The organism is Pseudomonas sp. BO3-4 (assembly GCF_034044115.1).
Lineage (GTDB): Bacteria > Pseudomonadota > Gammaproteobacteria > Pseudomonadales > Pseudomonadaceae > Aquipseudomonas > Aquipseudomonas alloputida.
In genome coordinates, this window is sequence record NZ_CP139018.1 from 3,025,874 (window position 1) to 3,040,289 (window position 14,416).

Consider the following 14,416-nt stretch of genomic DNA (forward strand, 5'->3'; position numbering starts at 1 on the left):
TGCCGTTGAAACGGTTGAAGTGCTCGCCCAGGTGGGTGATCTCGTCGCTGCCATGGGTGTCCAGGCGCCGGGTCAGGTCGCTTTCGCCGCTGGCGATGTTGCCCATCGCCTGCACCGCTTCCTGCAGCGGGCGGGCGATGCTGCGGGCGATCAGCATGACCACCAGCGCCATCAGCAGGGCAATGCCCACACCAACCAGCGAAGCGTCGCGCAACTGGCGAGCGAATTCGGCCTGCACGTCATCGACGTACACGCCCGAACCGATGATCCAGCCCCACGGCTTGAACAACTGAATATACGAGGTCTTGGCTACCGGCTCACTGGCGCCGGGCTTGGGCCAGCGATAGTTGACCGGGCCGGCGTCCTGCTGGCGGGCAAGGGCGACCATTTCGTTGAACACGGCGAAACCATCGGGGTCGCGGATGGCTGAAAGGTCCTGGCCGTCGAGCTTGGGGTTGGCCGGATGCATGATCATCTTCGGCCCCAGGTCATTGATCCAGAAATAGTCGTCATGGTCGTAGCGCAGCGCGCGCACTACTTGCAGCGCCTGTTGCTGGGCGGCTTCGCGGCTGAGCGTGCCGGCAGCTTCCAGGCCTTGGTAATAGGCCAGCACACCCGCGGCGGTTTGCACCACATGGCGGGTTTTCTCTGCCTTGGCCTGGTACAGGTCGCCATGGATCTGCCGCAGCATCAGCAGGCCCAGTACCACAAGCATGGCCACCGCCACCACAAGGATCAGCCACAGGCGCTGACTGATTGACATCGATCTCAAAGTGTTCATCCATCAGCTCCCGCATTGTTCTTTTTATTAAGGTGCATCGAAGCATGCTTTGCAGCGAGCCCACACTCGACTAATGGCTAAGTGCTATGTTGGTGATAGTCTGCAACGGGTCGGGTAAAGCGATTGCCAAGGGGCTCTGTCAGGATTTCGGCCGCGCAAGATGAAACCTTTAACAGGCATGAACTTTTCCGCTGGCGTTGCGCCCAACAGTCGCTGTAAAACAGCCGGGCCGTGTAAGGCAATTTCAAGCAAATCAAGAACAAGGGGCCTGCGACAAGCAGAGCTCCATCCGGGGGAATGATGGATTTTTGGACTGCCTTCCAGGCAATCATCTTAGGCGTGGTCGAAGGGCTGACGGAGTTTCTGCCGATCTCCAGTACCGGTCACCAGATTATCGTCGCCGACCTGATCGGTTTTGGCGGCGAACGGGCCATGGCTTTCAACATCATCATTCAGCTGGCGGCAATCCTGGCGGTGGTGTGGGAGTTTCGCAGCAAGATTTTCGAAGTGGTCTTCGGCCTGACCCACCAGCCCAAGGCGCGCCGCTTCACGGGCAACCTGCTGCTGGCGTTCATGCCGGCGGTGGTCCTGGGTGTGCTGTTCGCCGACCTTATTCACGAATACCTGTTCAACCCCGTCACTGTGGCGGCGGCTTTGGTGGTGGGGGGCGTCATCATGCTCTGGGCCGAGCGCCGTGAGCACCGTGTGGAGGTGGACCATGTGGACGACATGCGCTGGAGCCATGCGCTGAAAATAGGCTTCATCCAGTGCCTGGCGATGATCCCGGGCACGTCGCGCTCCGGTTCGACCATTATCGGTGGCCTGCTGTTCGGCCTGTCGCGCAAGGCAGCGACCGAGTTCTCGTTCTTCCTGGCAATGCCGACCATGGTCGGTGCGGCGGTATATTCGGGCTACAAATACCGTGACTTGTTCCAGCCCGGCGATCTGCCGGTGTTCGCGCTCGGCTTCGTGACTTCGTTCATCTTCGCCATGATTGCCGTACGGGCGTTGCTCAAGTTCATTGCCAACCATAGCTACGCGGCATTTGCCTGGTATCGCATTGTGTTCGGCCTGTTCATTCTGGCGACCTGGCAGTTCGGTTGGGTCGACTGGTCCACGGCACATGGCTGAGGCGCTGCGTGGGCAACGGGCTGAAGGCGTGCGCAATGTGCGCCTGAAGCTGCTGCTGTTGGGCGTGCTTTGCCTGTTGCCCGGCCTGGGGGCGGCACGCATGGCCTGGAACGATCAGGCCTGGTGGCCGTTGGCGTTGTACCCGGCCATGAGCCTGATCAGCCTGTTGCTGTATTGGCAGGACAAGCAGCAGGCACGTAACCAGGCCTGGCGTACACCCGAGAAAGTGCTGCATGCCAGCGAGTTGCTCGGTGGTTGGCCGGGGGCGCTGTTGGCGCAGCAGCTGTTTCGGCACAAGACCCGCAAGGTGTCGTTCCAGTTGGTGTGCTGGGGGATTGTGCTGCTGCACCAGGTGTTCTGGGCAGACTGGCTGTTTCTTGACGGGCGTTATCTGCCCCTTGGTTGATGTGCAGTTGTGCCGGCCTCTTTGCGGGTAATGCCGCGAAAGGGCCGGTACAGGTAGATCACATGACCAACCCCACCTGCAACCGCTTGGGCAACCGACGCACGACCAGCTGGTGCGACCGCTGCAACACATCACACAGTTCATCACGCCCCATGGGGTAGGGCGGCGCCATGCTGACCCATCGCGCCCGCGCCAGGTAAGGCGCCGGCCGTATCCCGGGGCGATCGCAATAACCCAGAAACAGCTCGTCGGCTACCTTGAACGACAACCCGGCACCCGCCAGGTCGAGCACCGCGAACATCTTGTTTTCGGCCACCGAAAACACTCGAATGCCGCCCCATTTGTAGTCTTCCCGCGCCCCCGGCAGGCTCAGGCAAAATGCCGCCACCTGGGCCTCGCTCATCTTCCGTTCAGACATACCGCTCTCCACAAGCCTCGAATGACGCCGCCAGGTGATCGATCCACACTCGGACCGCAGGCAGCAGGCCGCGCCGGTGTGGGTAAACCGCCTGCAGGTAGCCACCCGGCAGCGACCAGTCTGGCAGCAGGCGCACCAGTTCGCCGCGTTCCAGTTCCTCTTCACAGAACATGCTGGGCAGCGCAGTGAACCCCAGCCCGGCACGTACAGCAGCGTTACGTACTACGAAATCATCGATCGCCAAGCGTGGCTCCAGCGCTATTTCCTGCTGCTTGCCATGGGGGCCGAACAGGCGGAAGTGTACCAGCCGGTCCGCTTCGGCTGCGCCCAGCACGGGCAAAGATGCCAGCTCGCCCGGTTCGCGAATGTGGTCGGCAAAACCGGGTGCAGCCACCAGTTGCATTTGTGCCTGGCGCAGGCGGCGGGTGACCAGGGCCGGGTCTTCGTCGCCCAGGTCGCGTACGCGCAACGCTACGTCAATGCCTTCGGAAATCAGGTCGACCCGGCGGTTGAGCAATACCATGTCCAGTTGCACCAGCGGGTACTGCTCGAGAAAGCGGCTGATCACATCCGGCAGGAAGGCGTGTGCCAGTGCCACCGGGCAGGAAACCCGCAAACGCCCGCGCGGTTCACTGCTCATGCTGGCCACGGTTTCGTCGGCGGCTTCGGCCTCCAGCAGCATGGCCTGACAATGATGCAAGTAACGTTCACCTACTGCGGTGAGCTTGAGTTGCCGTGTGGTGCGCTGCAACAGGCGTGTGCCCAGGCGTTCTTCAAGCTCGGCGATACGCCGCGACAGGCGCGACTTGGGGATACCCAGCTGGCGCCCGGCGGCGGCGAATCCGCCGGCTTCGACGACGCGCGCGAAGTAGAAGAGGTCGTTGAGGTCTTGCATGGGCATGTCTCACTGTTCCATCTGTGGGACAAACTAACGCATTTTTGCTGACTTATCAGCTATTGATCACTTCGATAGGATTCTCCCCATCGTGATCGCCCACAGATGCGGTCTTCACTCACAGGAGAGTCCCATGAAACTGTTGCACATCGATTCGAGCATCCTGGGCGACAATTCCGCCTCGCGTCAGCTGAGCCGCGAAGTGGTCGAAGCCTGGAAGGCTGCAGACCCAAGCGTTGAGGTGGTTTACCGCGACCTGGCTGCCGATGCCATTGCCCACTTCTCCGCCGCCACCCTGGTCGCTGCAGGCACCCCTGAAGACGTACGCGACGCGGCCCAGGCTTTCGAAGCCAAGCTGAGCGCCGAGACGCTCGAAGAGTTTCTGGCTGCCGATGCCGTGGTGATTGGCGCGCCAATGTACAACTTCACCGTGCCGACCCAGCTAAAAGCCTGGATTGACCGTGTGGCCGTCGCCGGCAAGACCTTCAGCTACACCGAAGCCGGCCCGCAAGGCCTGTGCGGCAACAAGAAAGTGGTGCTGGTTTCCACTGCGGGTGGCCTGCACGCTGGCCAGCCGACTGGCGCCGGGCATGAAGACTTCCTGAAAGTGTTCCTGGGCTTCATTGGTATTACCGACCTGGAAATTGTCCGGGCCCACGGCCTGGCCTATGGCCCGGAGCAGCGCAGCCAGGCGATCGATGCTGCACAGGCGCAGATTGCCAACGAGCTGTTTGCGGCCGCCTGATCAAGGCAGCGGTTGGTTGCAAGCGTGGCCCTGTCGAGGGACAAGGCCACCCCAACCCGTAGAAGCGTTCAGGCTACCGGAATAAGCGGATCAGCGGCTGCCAAGGCTGCTGCACGGTCAGCCGCTGGCGGATAAATCCACACTGAATTGATCTGGCGCTTCAGCGCTTTGGCTTCGGCCTTGTCCTCCGGTGGCGACACCTCACGGTCCCATCCTTCGGTATACACCGCACCCCAAGCCCCCAGGTCCAGGCAGGTCACGTACTTGGGCTGGCTGTAAGCCATCGGTGGCACGCCAATCAGCTCGGCCGCGGCATTGTTGCCTGCGTGGCGCCCCAGCGGAATCGCATGCTGGCACGACATCATTGCAGGGTTGCCAAGCGCGTCACAGGTGGCGTAAGCCACGTCTCCCGCGGCATACACGGCATCATTGCCCTTGACCTTCAGGTTGCCATCGACATGCAAGCGGCCGCGGTTGTCGCGCTCGCCGCTGATCTGTTCGGTGAGCGGGTTGGCCTTGAAGCCAACCGTCCAGACCACCGTGCTGGCGTCGATACGCTGGCCGTTGTCCAGCTGCACACCGGCAGGGCCTACCGAAACCACCGTGGCACCGCAAACCCACTCCACGCCTAGGGCCTCGCATGCCTGCTCGATGGCTGGGCGGATGCCGTCACCCAGGGCTGCGCCAATCCTGGCGCCGCGGTCGATTACCACTACGCGCAACGCGGCGTCTTCACCCAGTATCGCGCGCAAGCGGGCCGGCAATTCGGTGGCCGTCTCGATGCCGGTAAAACCGCCCCCGGCTACTACCACAGTATTGCGTGCCGGCGTGTTCGGCAGGCTGGCCAGTGACTTCAGGTGGGTTTCCAGGCGTGCGGCGCTGTCGAGCTTGTCGACGTCGAAGGCATGCTCGATGCCGTCCATGTCAGGGCGCTCAAGCTCACTGCCGCAGGCCATGATCAGACGGTCATAGGGCAGGGTGCAGCGAGTGCCGCTGCGGGTGCGATAGCCCACGCGGCGGGCCGCTTCATCGATGTGGTATGCCGTGCCCTGCACGAAACGGACATTGACAGCGTCGAACAGCGCCTGCAGGGGTGCCGCCAGGGTATGCACGTCTGGCTCGTAGAAGCGCGGACGCACATGCAGTTCAGCCTGGGGCGCGAGCAAGGTGACCTCGACGCCCTTGCTGCCGTTGAGGTCAAGCTGGCGGATGGCGCTGAGTGCGCTCCACAGGCCGGCAAAGCCCGCACCAATGATCAGGATCTGCTTCATGGTTGTGCTCCTTTGAAGTTCGGTGGACAAGGTAGACCGTATCGCCGGTCAACGGTGTTACCAGTGCTTGCCGGAGTGCTTCAGAATGTTGGCGGTGTGATCACCCAGATCACCACGGCATCCACTTCACCGGGGTTGCCGTAGCGATGGGGCTCCTGGCTCGAGAAGCTGAAGCTGTCGCCTTCACTCAGCTGGAAATGCCGCTCGCCTACCCACAGCTCAAACGTGCCGCTGAGCAGGTAACCGGCTTCTTCGCCGTCATGGCTGTAGCTTTGCTGGCTGTAGGTACCTGGCGGGAAACGTGAGTGCAGCATCTCCAGCTGGCGGTTGGGCTGGGGAGTGAGCAGTTGATCAACGATGCCATCTTCGTAATGCACGCTCAGGCGGCTGTTGCGCCGCACCACATAGCCTTGGTCTTCGGGCGCGGTGGTGGCTTCGCTGGCGAAGAACCACTGGATGGTCACGCCCAGGCTGCGGGCGATATTGAACAGCGCCGGGATCGACGGGTAGGAGAGGTTGCGCTCCAGCTGGCTGATGTAGCCTGCGGTCAGTTCACTGTGTGCGGCCAGCTCCGCCAAGGTCATGCCGCGGCGCTTGCGCAGGCCGCGGATGCGGGTGCCGAGGAAATGCGGCGCGGCGCCCCCGGGTTCGCTGGCGGTGGGCTGGGAGGGTTGGCTCATGCGCGTCGGTCCATCGCAAAAGCCGCAGTATGTACAGCCTCAGAGTGCCCAGGCAACCGTCAGGCCATCGTGAATCGCTTCTTCGGCTGTGCGCGGCGCCAGGCAGTCGCCAATCCGCCGTACCTCCACCACACCTGCCAGTTCAGTGGCCAGGCGGTCTTGCGGTTGATGCCCCATGCACAGCACCAGGGTGTCGATGCCTTCGAAGATCATCGGATCGCCGCTGGCGGTGTGCTGCAGGTACACCGTGTTGTCGTCGCTGCCATACAGGCGTGCGTATGGGGTGACAGGGATACCCAGGCGATGCAGCTCGCCGGCCAGTTGGTCACGTACATAAAGCGGCAGGCTCTCGCCGCAATGAGTACCGTTGACCGCCAACTGGACCTGATGACCTTCGCGCACCAGGCGTTCGGCGATACCGGGGCCGATCCAGTCACAGCGCCAGTCGATCACCAGCACCGAACGCCCCGGTTTCACCTCATTGCGCAGCACTTGCCAGGCGTCCACTACCTGAAGCTCGCCGGTACGCTCGAACGCCGGCCAGTAGGGGGTGGCGCCGGTAGCAGCAATGACCAGATCAGGGCGCTCACGTTCGACCAGCGCGCGGTCGACCCGGGTGCTGCGCACCACTTCTACACCTGCCAGGGCCATTTCCCGTTGAAGGTTGGTGCTGGCACCCCCGAACTCGCTACGCCGTGGCAGTAGCTGGGCCAGCAGCACCTGCCCACCGAGCTGCGGGCCCGCCTCGTACAGCGTGACCTGGTGCCCGCGCGCGGCGGCCACGGCGGCGGCCTTCATGCCGGCAGGCCCGCCGCCGGCGACCATTATGCGCTTGGGCGAGGAAGTGGGCGTGAGGTGCCCATACTGCAACTCACGCCCGGTTTCCGGGCGCTGGATGCAGGAAATGGCCAAGCCACGATGGAAATGGCCGATGCATGCCTGGTTGCAGGCGATGCAGGCGCGCACGTCTTCGACCTGGCCGCGTTCGGTCTTGCCTGGCATCGACGGATCGCAGATCAGCGCCCGGGTCATGCCGCACACATCAGCCTGGCCGCGGGCCAGGATCAGCTCGGCTTCCTGGGGCTGGTTGATGCGCCCGGTGACGAACAGGGGGATAGCCAGCTGTTGCTTGAAGGTGCCAGCCTCGCGGGCCAGGTACGCCGGTTCGATGGCCATCGGCGGCACGATATGGACCGCGCCACCCAGCGAGGCCGAGGTACCGGCGACGATATGCAGGTAGTCGAGTTGGCCCTGCAAGGCCACGGCAGCAGCCAGTGACTCGTCTTCACTCAGGCCCTGGCTGTCGCGCTCGTCAGCGCTGATGCGCAGGCCAATGATGAACTGCTCATCGGTGGCGGCGCGCACCGCGGCCAGCACTTCGCGCAAGAACCTCAGGCGCTGATCCAGGCCACCGTTGTAGCCATCACTGCGTACGTTCACCCGGGGGTTGAGAAACTGCGCGGGCAGGTAGCCATGGCTGGCCACCACCTCGACGCCATCCAGGCCGGCCTGGTGCAGGCGGCGTGCGGCGCCGGCATAGCCCTGGACGATTTCGTCGATCATTGCCTGGTCCAGCGCCCGTGGCATCACCCGGAAGCGCTCATTGGGCACCGCAGAGGCCGAGTAGGCTACCGCCAACAGGCCGTCTGCCGATTCCATGATCTCCCGCCCGGGGTGAAACAGTTGCGACAGCACCACGGTGCCGTGCGCGTGGCAGGCCTCGGCAAGCTGGCGGTAGCCGTCGATGCAGGCATCGTCCGTGGCCATTAGCACATGCGAGGTGTAGCGGGCACTGTCGTGCACCCCGGCGACCTGCAGCACGATCAGGCCAACGCCGCCGGCAGCGCGGTCGCGCTGGTAGGCGATCAGTTTGTCGTTGACCAGGTTGTCGGTGGGCAGGCAGGTGTCGTGCCCGCTGGACATGATGCGGTTTTTCAAACGTTTGCCGCGGATCTGCAAGGGCTCGAACAAGTGTGGGAAGGCGGTCTGCATACAGGCGGCTCCGGTACGGTGTTGTTATTTTTCTATCAAAGTGTAGCGATAGTAAAAAATCAACTTGTTTTTTTACTGGCGTCTGTCTAGGTTTTCCTCACTCGCATGGCGAGGGTGTGACCTCAAAACAACAAGAAAACGGGCCCGTCGGGCACCGCCAGTAGGAAACTACGATGCAGCTATATCCACGTGTGACCGGCCTTTGTGCAGCCTTGCTGGCCCTTGGCCTGGGCACTGCGCAAGCTGCGCAGCAGATGGTTGTGGTCGGTTATGGCGGCGCGGGCCAGAAGGCCCAGGATGAGGCGATTTTCAAGCCCTTCATTGCCCAGGACGGCAGCCAGCTGATCCAGAGTGAATACAACGGTGAAATGGCGCGGATCCAGGTCATGGCAGACACCGGCAACGTCGATTGGGATGTGGTGCAGATCGAAGGCCCTGACTTGATGCGCGGCTGCGACGAGGGGATCTACGAGCACCTGGACTGGCAGCGCCTGGGCCATGCCGCCGAACTGATCCCGGCAGCCGCACAGGATTGTGGGTCGGCCGCGCTGGTCTGGAGCGTGGCTATTGCCTACGACCGCAGCAAGCTGGCCCAGGCGCCGGCGTCGTGGGCCGACTTCTGGGACGTCGACAAGTACCCTGGCAAGCGCGGCCTGCGCAAACGTGCGGTGTACAACCTGGAATTCGCGCTGTTGGCTGACGGGGTCAAGGTCGAGGACGTATACCGGGTATTGTCCACGCCGGCAGGTGTCGAGCGGGCCTTCGCCAAACTCAGCGAACTCAAACCCCATATCCAGTGGTGGGACGCCGGCGCTCAACCCGCGCAATGGCTGGCAGCCGGTGACGTGGTGATGACCTCCACCTACAGCGGACGAATTGCGGTGGCGGCGCAGCAGGGCAGCCCGTTGGCCGTGGTATGGCCTGGCAGCCTGTACGGTATGGACTATTGGGCGATCATCAAAGGCTCGCGGCATGTCGACCAGGCCAAGCGGCTGATTGCCTATGCCAATCAGCCGGATACCCAGGTGCGGTATGTACAACAGATCCCCTATGGGCCAACCAATACCCAAGCCGCGGCCAGGCTTGACCCGGCGCTGGCCAACTGGGTACCCACTTCGCCACAGAACCTGCAAGGGGCGCTGGCCATGAACGTGGAATTCTGGGTCGATCATGGCGAAGAACTGGAGCAACGCTTCAACGCCTGGGCCAGCAAATAGCATTCAGTAAAGGGGCAACAAGATGACTTCAACGGAACTAAGCCTGCGTCGGGAGCTGGCTGCCTGCTACCGGCTGATCGCGCACTTTCGCATGAGCGATCTCATCTTCACGCATATCTCCCTGCGCCTGCCTGGGCCGGAGCACCATTTCCTGATCAACCCGTATGGCCTGCTCTTCGAGGAGATCACAGCGTCCAGCCTGGTGAAGATCGACCTGCAGGGGCGGCCGGTGGGGGCTGCCCGTCACCCGGTCAACCCGGCCGGGTTCGTCATTCACAGTGCCATTCACGCTGCCCGCGAGGATGCCCGGTGCGTGCTGCACACCCACACCCGCGCAGGCTGCGCGGTGGCCGCACTGGAATGTGGCCTGCTGCCGGTCAACCAGATGTCCATGGAGTTTTACGGCAATGTGGCTTACCACGCCTACGAGGGCGTCGCGCTGGACATGGATGAACAGCAACGGCTGGTGGCCGACCTGGGCAACAAGCCGGTGATGATGCTGCGCAACCATGGCCTGTTGACCACGGGGCGCAGTGTGGCTGAAGCCTTCTTGCGCATGTACTACCTGGAGAAGGCTTGCGAGATCCAGTTGGCGGCGCAAAGTGCTGGGCAGCTGGTATTGCCGACGACCGAAGTGTGCGTGCGTACCGAACGGCAGTTCAACGCGCCGGGGAGAGGGTTGAAGCAAGGGGAACTGACCGACCCGGATGCGCTGCAATTGGCGTGGGCGGCATTGTTGCGAATGTTGGAAAAGGTGGCGCCTGGTTATCAGGATTGAACCTGCGCTTGCTGATTTGGCAGTTAGTCGTGCAAACGACAGCGGGCGGACGGAACAGTCACTGTAGTGCAACCATTGCTTTCAACTGTGCTGGTCCCTTCTCAAGGAATACCGTTATGCTGTAACGAAATATGTCTAAAAAGCCTGCAGAAGGAAGTCGCAATGCCACTCAAGGACCTGCTTATCGCCCTGGTGGTGATTGTCGCCTGGGGCGTCAACTTTGTGGTCATCAAGGTTGGCCTCGACGGGCTGCCACCGATGTTGCTAGGGGCATTGCGTTTCTTGCTGGTGGCGTTCCCGGCAATCTTGCTGGTCAGGCGGCCCAAACTGCCGTGGCGCTGGCTGATCGCTTACGGTGCGACCATTTCACTGGGCCAGTTCGCGTTCCTGTTTCAGGCCATGTACAGCGGCATGCCGCCAGGGTTGGCTTCGTTGATCCTGCAGTCGCAAGCCTTCTTCACCCTCGGTTTTGCGGCGTTGTTTCTCGGTGAGCGGCTGCGCCTGGCCAGCGTGCTGGGGCTGCTGGTGGCGGCCGGCGGCCTGGCACTGATCGGCAGCGAAGACGGCGGCCATGTGCCCATGCTGGCGTTGGTGCTGACCCTGTGTGGCGGGGCAATGTGGGGCCTGGGCAACATCATTACCCGGCGGTTCGGCTCGGTCGACTTGGTCGCGTTGGTGATCTGGGGTGGGCTGATCCCACCACTGCCATTCCTGGCACTGTCCTGGTGGCTGGAAGGCCCCGAGCGCATTGGCCATGCCTTGGCCAATATCAGTTGGAGTTCGGTGCTGGCCCTGGCGTATTTGGCCTTTGTGGCCACCATGCTCGGCTACAGCCTGTGGAGCAAGTTGCTGTCGCGTCACCCGGCAGGCAAAGTGGCGCCATTCTCGCTGCTGGTACCGGTAATTGGCCTGAGTTCGTCGGCGTTGCTGCTGGGAGAGCGCCTGACCGCTACGCAGGGCTGGGGCGCATTGCTGGTGATGGCCGGCCTGCTGGTGAATGTATTCGGTGCGCGCATCGGTCAGCGTTTGCGGGCTGCCAACGCGTAAAGCGCTTAAATCCGCCGATCTGCGCTCTGTTAGAATCGGCCTCTTTCTGCCAGGCCAACGGAGCGCATCCATGATCATTTCCACCACCAGCCAGCTCGAAGGCCGCCCGATTGCCGAATACCTGGGCGTGGTCAGTTCCGAATCGGTGCAGGGCATCAACTTCGTGCGCGATTTCTTTACACGGTTTCGCGACTTTTTCGGTGGCCGCTCACAAACCCTGGAAAGCGCGCTGCGCGAGGCCCGGGAGCAGGCCACTGAAGAACTCAAGGCCCGGGCACGACAGTTGCAAGCCGATGCGGTAGTGGGGGTGGATTTTGAGATCAGCATGCCGTCGGTACAGGGCGGCATGGTCGTGGTATTTGCCACCGGCACGGCAGTACGCCTGAAGTAAAGCCTTTTGCCATTGGTCGGCTGCAGGGTTCTTGTCCGGTCGGTCCGCAAATGACCAGCTAGTCTCACTTTCACAGGCCGCGTTTCCTGGGCAACTTGTCTGGTTGCCGACGCGACCGCCACTGGAGGGAGACTGGGCATGAGCGAATCCTTTTTCGAAGACCTGAACGACGCGTTCCCGATCAACAGCCAGGTGCGTTGCGGCCAGGCGGCATTTCGCCTGGGTTTCGCCCACATGACGCTGGATGATTCCGAACAGCTCCAGCCTGCACATTTGCAGCGCAGCAAAAAGGGCCGCTTCATGCCGCGGGTACCGCTCAAGAAGTGATCCCGCGTCTGCACACACCCCGCCCAACGGCGGGGTTTTTATTGCCATTCGTTGATCCGCCTCATGGTATTGCCCGGTAGCGCTCGCCGGATGGCCCGGCCTGTGGTTTTCTGACGCGGCATTCCAGCAACGGAGGATTGAATGCTCATGCGAGTCAGGGAAGAAACCTATTGGCAGTGGGCCGACGCACATTTGCACAGCCGCTGCCACGACGAAGCACTCAGCGACGGCACCACACTGGACGTGCAGGTGCGCTTGTCGCGCCTGGGGGCGACGCAGCTGTTTCTGGGGTTGTACGCCGGGGATGGGCGGGCGTTGCTGGAAGAGTATTACCCCGCGCTGCCGGGCGAGACCATGACCCGTGCGCTGGTGTGGGGTGTCGACCGCGCCCGGGCGATGGCAACAGGCGCCTTGCCTCTGCCGGAAACCCGTCTGCAGCGGCGCCAGGCATGAAAAAGCCCGGCCTATGCGGGCCGGGCTCTGGTAAGGGTGCGAACCCTCAATTCAGCGGTTCGATCACCTTGACTGCCTGCTGCTCACGGGCAGCGGGCCATTCTTGTTGCAGGGTCTGCAGCACGCGGCCAACGAATTCGGTGTCGGCGGCGGCTTTCTTGCCGACGTAGCCTTGGCCACGGCGGTAGACCTTGAAGCGGGCACGCATGCTGGGCAGGTGCTCTTCAAATTCATCTTCGACGGTGTTCGGTGGCAGGCGGTCGAGGCGCACTTCACCGGTTTGGCTAACCCACAGCAAATGGTCGTCAAGGCTGTCCTTGCGCACGGCGAACAGCTGGGCCAATTGGTCGATAGTCGGATTGTTGTTCAAGTTCATCATAAAGCCCCCATTACCCATTCATAGGTGATTTTCACAGTTGGCGCTATCACGGTGTAGCGCACTACCAAGGCTGCTACAGCAGCATCGCAACAGGGGCTTTCTCACGCTGCCTTTTGGACAGTTTCCCTCTCCACGGACGGCCTGCGTTACCGCGCAGGCCGTCTGGAACACCCTTGCCACCGCTCCCGATCGGGGAGACGGCTTCATCATGCCCAAGCGCGATGAACGGCGTCAACCATTTTGTAGTGAATATTTTTGCTCACTACATTCTGTCGTTTTGTCCGACAATCAACGCGAGCGTTATAAGCCGGAAAGGATGTCGAAGGCGGCTTGCACCCGCGCCTGGTTGGGGTAATTCCGATTGGCCAGCAGCACGACTGCCAGCTGTTCTGCCGGCACGAACGCGGCGTACGCGCCGAAGCCGTTGGTGGCGCCGGTCTTGTTGTACCAGGCTGCCGGTAGCGCGGGCAGGGCCGGCTGCAAGCGAGTGGTGGCCTGCGGTTCGCGGATCAGCCGTGGGCTGTTGCCATCGATCAATGTGCTCAGCGTGACCGGGTAGGGGTAGCGTTCCCAGCCCAGGCCTTGCGTCATGCCGCCAACCTGGAAATAGCCCTGCTGGGTAATGGCGGTGGCTTTCACCAGGGCCGGTGGCAGGCCCTGTGGCTGCATGTGCAACCGCACATAGCGCAGCAGGTCGCTGGCGCTGGTTTTGATGCCGTAGGCCTCATCGGCGTAGGGGCCGGGCCCTACACGCACCGGCTTGTCGTCGGCGTCATACCCTTGGGCATAAAGCCCCTGGGCGCTGGCCGGAACCTGAAGGTAGGTATTTTTCAGGCCCATCTTCGTCAGCAGGCCCTCACTCATCAGCGTGGAAAACGGTTCATGCTGCGCACGGGCAGCCAGGTCACCGAACAACCCCAGGCTGGGGTTGGAGTAGCAGCGCTGGGTGCCGGGTTTGGCGCGAGGTTGCCAGTGGCGGAAGAAATCGACTACCTGCTGCGGTGTTTGCACGGTGTCGGGGAACTGCAGTGGCAGGCAGTCGGCGCTATAAGCGCCCAGTTCCAGCACCGTCGCGTCGCCGATGGGGACGCCGGCCAGTGCCGGGTGATAGCGCTTGGCCGGGGCCTCGAGGTCAAGCTTGCCCTCGGCGCTGGCAAGCGCGGCCAGGGTGGCAGTGTAGGTCTTGCTCAGCGAACCGATTTCGAACAGCGTATCGCGGCTGACCGGTACGTTGTCGGCCTTGCTGGCCACACCGTAACTGAAGTAATGCGCGTGGTCGCGTGCATAGATGGCCACAGCCATGCCGGTGATGCCTTGTTCCTGCATGAGCGGGCGGATGATCTGGTCGACCTTGGCCTGTAACTGGTCGTCGGCCTGGACGCTGGCATGGCCCAAGGCAAGGGTAATGGCGGCTGCAAGTGCAGCCAGACGTGGGCGGAGCATGGTGAGTCCTTTTTGTGGAACGTGTCCGTTGAGCGATACCGCTCGGGGTTCCGGCGTTAGCG

The 14,416-nt window shown here is 62.5% G+C and carries 16 protein-coding genes and 1 pseudogene; 9 read left to right on the top strand and 8 right to left on the bottom strand.

What is annotated here, in order from left to right; all coding sequences use genetic code 11:
* Positions 1–67 precede the first annotated feature (67 nt).
* A pseudogene (gene mcpP, locus REH59_RS28780) lies at positions 68–781 on the bottom strand (methyl-accepting chemotaxis protein McpP); the annotation flags it as partial.
* Positions 782–1,081: 300 nt separating this feature from the next.
* Between mcpP and REH59_RS14160 the strand changes: the two are divergent.
* Both REH59_RS14160 and REH59_RS14165 read left to right on the top strand, forming a co-directional pair.
* Positions 1,082–1,912, top strand: coding sequence for an undecaprenyl-diphosphate phosphatase (locus REH59_RS14160; RefSeq protein WP_003253910.1), 831 nt, complete (start codon positions 1,082–1,084; stop codon positions 1,910–1,912).
* The gene (locus REH59_RS14165; RefSeq protein WP_003253909.1) at positions 1,905–2,318 is read left to right on the top strand and encodes a DUF1294 domain-containing protein; all 414 of its coding nucleotides are present in this window, start codon (positions 1,905–1,907) and stop codon (positions 2,316–2,318) included. The genes REH59_RS14160 and REH59_RS14165 overlap by 8 nt, the downstream gene beginning before the upstream one ends.
* A gap of 58 nt (positions 2,319–2,376) precedes the next feature.
* Here the strand turns inward: REH59_RS14165 and REH59_RS14170 are convergent, their stop codons facing one another.
* Positions 2,377–2,736, bottom strand: a complete 360-nt coding sequence (locus REH59_RS14170) for an MmcQ/YjbR family DNA-binding protein (RefSeq protein ID WP_012052560.1) — start codon at positions 2,734–2,736, stop codon at positions 2,377–2,379.
* Positions 2,729–3,631: a LysR substrate-binding domain-containing protein gene (locus tag REH59_RS14175; RefSeq protein ID WP_003253907.1), complete on the bottom strand. Its 903-nt coding sequence runs from the start codon at positions 3,629–3,631 to the stop codon at positions 2,729–2,731. The genes REH59_RS14170 and REH59_RS14175 overlap by 8 nt, the downstream gene beginning before the upstream one ends.
* 133 nt (positions 3,632–3,764) lie before the next feature.
* Between REH59_RS14175 and REH59_RS14180 the strand changes: the two genes are divergently transcribed.
* Positions 3,765–4,376: an FMN-dependent NADH-azoreductase gene (locus tag REH59_RS14180; protein WP_003253906.1), complete on the top strand. Its 612-nt coding sequence runs from the start codon at positions 3,765–3,767 to the stop codon at positions 4,374–4,376.
* A 68-nt stretch (positions 4,377–4,444) separates the two neighbouring features.
* Here REH59_RS14180 and REH59_RS14185 read toward each other — a convergent pair whose 3' ends face one another.
* The 3 genes from REH59_RS14185 to REH59_RS14195 all read right to left on the bottom strand — a co-directional run bounded on the left by REH59_RS14185 (position 4,445) and on the right by REH59_RS14195 (position 8,319).
* Entirely contained in the window at positions 4,445–5,647 is a 1,203-nt protein-coding gene (locus tag REH59_RS14185; protein WP_014861424.1) for an NAD(P)/FAD-dependent oxidoreductase, read from the bottom strand.
* Between the two features lie 80 nt (positions 5,648–5,727).
* Complete coding sequence (locus tag REH59_RS14190; RefSeq protein ID WP_014861425.1) at positions 5,728–6,327, bottom strand: helix-turn-helix domain-containing protein; 600 nt, start codon at positions 6,325–6,327, stop codon at positions 5,728–5,730.
* Between the two features lie 39 nt (positions 6,328–6,366).
* Positions 6,367–8,319, bottom strand: coding sequence for an FAD-dependent oxidoreductase (locus REH59_RS14195; RefSeq protein ID WP_320450585.1), 1,953 nt, complete (start codon positions 8,317–8,319; stop codon positions 6,367–6,369).
* A gap of 173 nt (positions 8,320–8,492) precedes the next feature.
* On the opposite strand from REH59_RS14195, the gene REH59_RS14200 reads away from it, so the two are divergent.
* The 6 genes from REH59_RS14200 (at position 8,493) to REH59_RS14225 (ending at position 12,532) form a co-directional block, all read left to right on the top strand.
* Positions 8,493–9,536 (top strand): ABC transporter substrate-binding protein, encoded by a 1,044-nt coding sequence (locus REH59_RS14200; protein ID WP_017147666.1) that lies wholly within the window; start codon positions 8,493–8,495, stop codon positions 9,534–9,536.
* Positions 9,537–9,558: 22 nt separating this feature from the next.
* A complete protein-coding gene (locus REH59_RS14205; protein WP_014756422.1) occupies positions 9,559–10,314 on the top strand; it encodes a class II aldolase/adducin family protein in 756 nt (251 codons plus the stop codon).
* A 162-nt stretch (positions 10,315–10,476) separates the two neighbouring features.
* Positions 10,477–11,361 (top strand): EamA family transporter, encoded by an 885-nt coding sequence (locus REH59_RS14210; RefSeq protein WP_003253899.1) that lies wholly within the window; start codon positions 10,477–10,479, stop codon positions 11,359–11,361.
* 70 nt (positions 11,362–11,431) lie between these two features.
* Positions 11,432–11,752 (top strand): YbjQ family protein, encoded by a 321-nt coding sequence (locus REH59_RS14215; protein ID WP_003253898.1) that lies wholly within the window; start codon positions 11,432–11,434, stop codon positions 11,750–11,752.
* Positions 11,753–11,890: 138 nt separating this feature from the next.
* Entirely contained in the window at positions 11,891–12,079 is a 189-nt protein-coding gene (locus tag REH59_RS14220; protein WP_003253897.1) for a hypothetical protein, read from the top strand.
* Between the two features lie 141 nt (positions 12,080–12,220).
* Complete coding sequence (locus REH59_RS14225) at positions 12,221–12,532, top strand: hypothetical protein (RefSeq protein WP_014591259.1); 312 nt, start codon at positions 12,221–12,223, stop codon at positions 12,530–12,532.
* A 46-nt stretch (positions 12,533–12,578) separates the two neighbouring features.
* On the opposite strand, the gene REH59_RS14230 is transcribed toward REH59_RS14225, so the two are convergent.
* Positions 12,579–12,911: a hypothetical protein gene (locus REH59_RS14230; RefSeq protein ID WP_003253895.1), complete on the bottom strand. Its 333-nt coding sequence runs from the start codon at positions 12,909–12,911 to the stop codon at positions 12,579–12,581.
* Positions 12,912–13,211: 300 nt separating this feature from the next.
* A complete protein-coding gene (gene ampC / locus REH59_RS14235; RefSeq protein ID WP_004577472.1) occupies positions 13,212–14,354 on the bottom strand; it encodes a class C beta-lactamase in 1,143 nt (380 codons plus the stop codon).
* Positions 14,355–14,416: the final 62 nt, after the last annotated feature.